Source organism: Kitasatospora sp. NPDC059577, from assembly GCF_042735475.1.
Lineage (GTDB): Bacteria > Actinomycetota > Actinomycetes > Streptomycetales > Streptomycetaceae > Kitasatospora.
The window spans coordinates 37498-40780 of record NZ_JBHWBZ010000059.1; the positions used below are offsets into that span (position 1 = coordinate 37498).

General features: G+C 74.8%; 1 protein-coding gene and 1 pseudogene. One reads left to right on the plus strand and one right to left on the minus strand.

Annotation, left to right across the window (positions count from 1 at the left end):
* Window positions 1-521, plus strand: a pseudogene (locus tag ACFV0O_RS33130) (hypothetical protein); the annotation flags it as partial.
* A 177-nt stretch (window positions 522-698) separates the two neighbouring features.
* Here ACFV0O_RS33130 and ACFV0O_RS33135 read toward each other — a convergent pair.
* On the minus strand, window positions 699-2834 hold the full coding sequence (locus ACFV0O_RS33135; RefSeq protein ID WP_380347456.1) for a SpoIIE family protein phosphatase: 2136 nt from the start codon (window positions 2832-2834) through the stop codon (window positions 699-701).
* Window positions 2835-3283: the final 449 nt, after the last annotated feature.

Sequence of the window (3283 nt, forward strand, 5' to 3'; positions counted from 1 at the left end):
GTTTTTTTGTCTTCGTGCTGGGGGCGCCCGGCGGGGGGGGGCCCCCCCCCCCCCCCCCCCCCCGCGGGGGGGCCCCCCCCCCCCGGGCGGGCCCCCCCCCCCCCCCCCCCCCCGCCGGCAGCCGCACTCTCGCGGCCTGCCACGAAGGGCTCTTCGTCACCCACCCGGGCGGCCTCGGCTACCTCCCCTTCCAGGACCTGCCCGCCTCCGCCGACGCGGCCAAGGGCTGGCGGACGATCGGCCCCGCCCCCGGGCTCGCCTCGCTCTCCGCCACCGTCGGACGCCTCTTCGCCCTCACCGACGACGGCCGGATCCTCAGCCGGCTGCCCGCCGCCGGTCCCAGCCCCTGGCACGACCACGGCCCCGCCGACGGCTGCACGACGCTCGCCGCCCACGCGGGCACCCTGCTCGGCGTCGACCCCACCGCCCGCTCCGGCCTGCGCCGCCGCCCGATCACCCCGCCGATCACCCCGACACCGATCACCCCGCCGGGCCCGCGGCCCCGGCAGGCGCCGCGGTGAGCCGCGGTTCACCGCGGCGGCCCGGTGCCGTTCGGCCACCTGCGGGGGAGGAGGCGCCGACCACGAGGATCCCGTACGAGCTGACGATCCGGTCGATCGCGCGGTGCGGCTGGGGTCGAGCCGTAGGCGGCGACGTGGACCGGCGAGTGGCGGCGCACGTGAGCTGCCGTCGGGCGGTCAAGCCGCCAGAGGGAACTCGCACCAGACGTTCTTGCCGCTGCCGAGCGGCTCCACGCCCCAGCTTCCGGCGAGCGCGTCGACCAGCAGCAGACCGCGGCCGGAGGTGGCGGTCTCGCCGGGGGCCCGGCGGCGCGGCAGGACGCTGGAGCGGTCCCGGATCTCCAGGCGGATGCAGGGGGCGGTCCCGGCCCGCAGTTCTATGGTGAGCAGTGCGCCCCCGTCGGTGTGGACGAGGGCGTTGGTGATCAGTTCGTCCGCGGTGAGTTCGACGTCGGCCAGGAGGTCGGTCGCACCCCACGCGGCGAGGGCCTGGCGGAGCATGGCGCGGGTCTCCGCCAGCCCTTCCGGATCGGCCTGGTGGACGTGCTGGGTCATCTGCCGGGTGGCGTGGGCGCCGGGCACGTCTGCCCGGTGCAGCAGCAGGAGTGCCATGTCGTCGCTGCTGCCGAGGCGGCTCGGATGGCCGCCGCAGAGGTGGTCGGCGAGGGCCTCGGTGTCCCGCGGTCCGTCGCGCAGGGCGGCGGCGAGGGCTTCGATGCCGTCCGTGATGTCCCGACCGGGGTGTTCGACCATTCCGTCGGTGCACAGGAGCAGGGTGTCCGCGGGGTTGAGGTCGAGGCGGGTCTCGGGGTAGCCGTCCTGGCCGAACACCGTGGCCACGCCGAGCGGCAGGCCGCCGCGGACGCACGCCAAGCCGGTCAGGCCGGTGCTGTGCCGCACGAGCGGTTCGAGGTGGCCGGCCCGCACCAGGCGCAGCGTTCCGGTCTCCAGGTCGGCGTCGACGTAGATGCAGGTCGCGGACCGTTCGGTGTCGAGGTCGGCGAGGAACCTGGACGCGCGGGCCATGACCGTGGCGGGGGTGTGCCCTTCGGTGGCGTAGGCCCGCAGGGCGATCCTCAACTGGCCCATGATGGCCGCCGCGTGGCTGTCGTGCCCCTCCACGTCGCCGACCACGAGACCCACCCGCCGACCCGGCAGGGGGATGACGTCGTACCAGTCCCCGCCGACCTCGCGTCCGCTGCGGCCGGCCCGGTAGCGGACGGCCACCTCGCCGCCGTTGATCTCGGGGATGCGGCGGGGAAGCATGGTGGTCTGGAGCGTGGTCGCGAATTCGCGTTCCTGGTCGAAGAGCATGGCGCGTTGCAGGGACTGCGCGACCGCGCTGCTGAGCGCGATGCAGATGTTGCGGTCCTCGGTGCTGAAGTGGTGCCTGGCCCGGTAGAACAGGCCGAGCGCGCCGATGGAGCGGGCCTGGGCGGCCAGGGGCAGGAACGCCGCCGCCTCGATCCGCATCTCCTCGGCGTAGGGCAGCAGGCGGGGGTAGCGGGTGGTGAGTTCCTCCCTGGTGCCGAGGAAGCGGGCGCGCCGGGTGAGCACGGCTTCGGACAGCGGCAGGCCGTCCCCCAGGTGGGTCAGCGACAGGTCGTCGCGGGCCCTGAGTTCCGCCGACGGTTGCTCGGTCGCGGCGACGAGGCGCATGACGTCCCCGTCCACCAGCCCGAGGGCCAGCCCGTCCGCCCCGAAGCGTCGCAGCCCTTCGCTGTCGGTCAGCACGTTGGTCACGTCGTGGACGGTGACGGCGCGGGCGAGGGCTTCGGTGGTGGCGCGCACGGAGTCGGTCTGGCGGCGCCGGTCGGCGGCGAGCGTGCGCATCCCCTCGGCGTGGGCCAGTTCCTCCTCGGCGTTGCGGACGATGCCGACGATGCGGTACGGGCGTGCCTGCGGGTCGCGCAGGATGCGCCCCTGCGTGTGGGCCCAGCGCAGGGTTCCGTCGCGGCAGACCAGACGGAAGTAGGACGCGAAGGTCAGGTGTCCCTCCCGCAGGGCGAGCGACACGGCCTCGTCGAGCCGCTCGCTGTCCGCCGGCAGCACCCTCGCGGAGAGTGACGCGGGCTCTCCGTCGAACTCGTCGGCCCGCAGGTCGAACACTTCCAGGCCCACGTCGTCGAGGTGGTAGGTGCCCTTGTCGAGGTCCCAGTCGAAGCTGCCCATGCCGTTGAGCGCCAGCCGGTCGTTGGCCGCGGTCGGCTCGGCGTCGTCCCGGGGGGCCGACGACGGCGAGGGGGCGCGGGAGGACACGGGGCGGGTGATCTCGGGGTCGTGGCCGCCCGGAGACCGGGACGTGTTCGCCATGGCAGGGCTCCCGTCCGATCGATGGCCCGCTGCCGGATCATCCGGGACCGGCTCGCCCCCGCCGCGGTCACGGAGAGTGGCGTACGCGCGACTACGGGGCGCGGTGGGTGCTCCGTCGGTCCGTTCCTGGAACGTCTGGTCAGTCTATCCAGGGGGCGACGGCTCGGCATCGACGCGTGAGCCGCGGGGCAGGTCTTCGCGCCCCACCGCGACGTGGGTCCTGCCCGCCGTCGGGACGGGGGACGAGCGGGGCGGGGCGAGCGGGACGGGGACGAGCGGGGCGGGGGACGAGTACGAGGGTCCGTGGAGGACCGGCCGCCGGTTCCTCCGTGGCGGGCCGGGCCTTCCCGGCTCCCGGCCCGCCCGGGACCGGCACGTCGAGGTCCGCCCGGCGAGCCGGGCGGTCTCTTATACACAAATGACGCTGCCGACGAATATATAGTTGTATA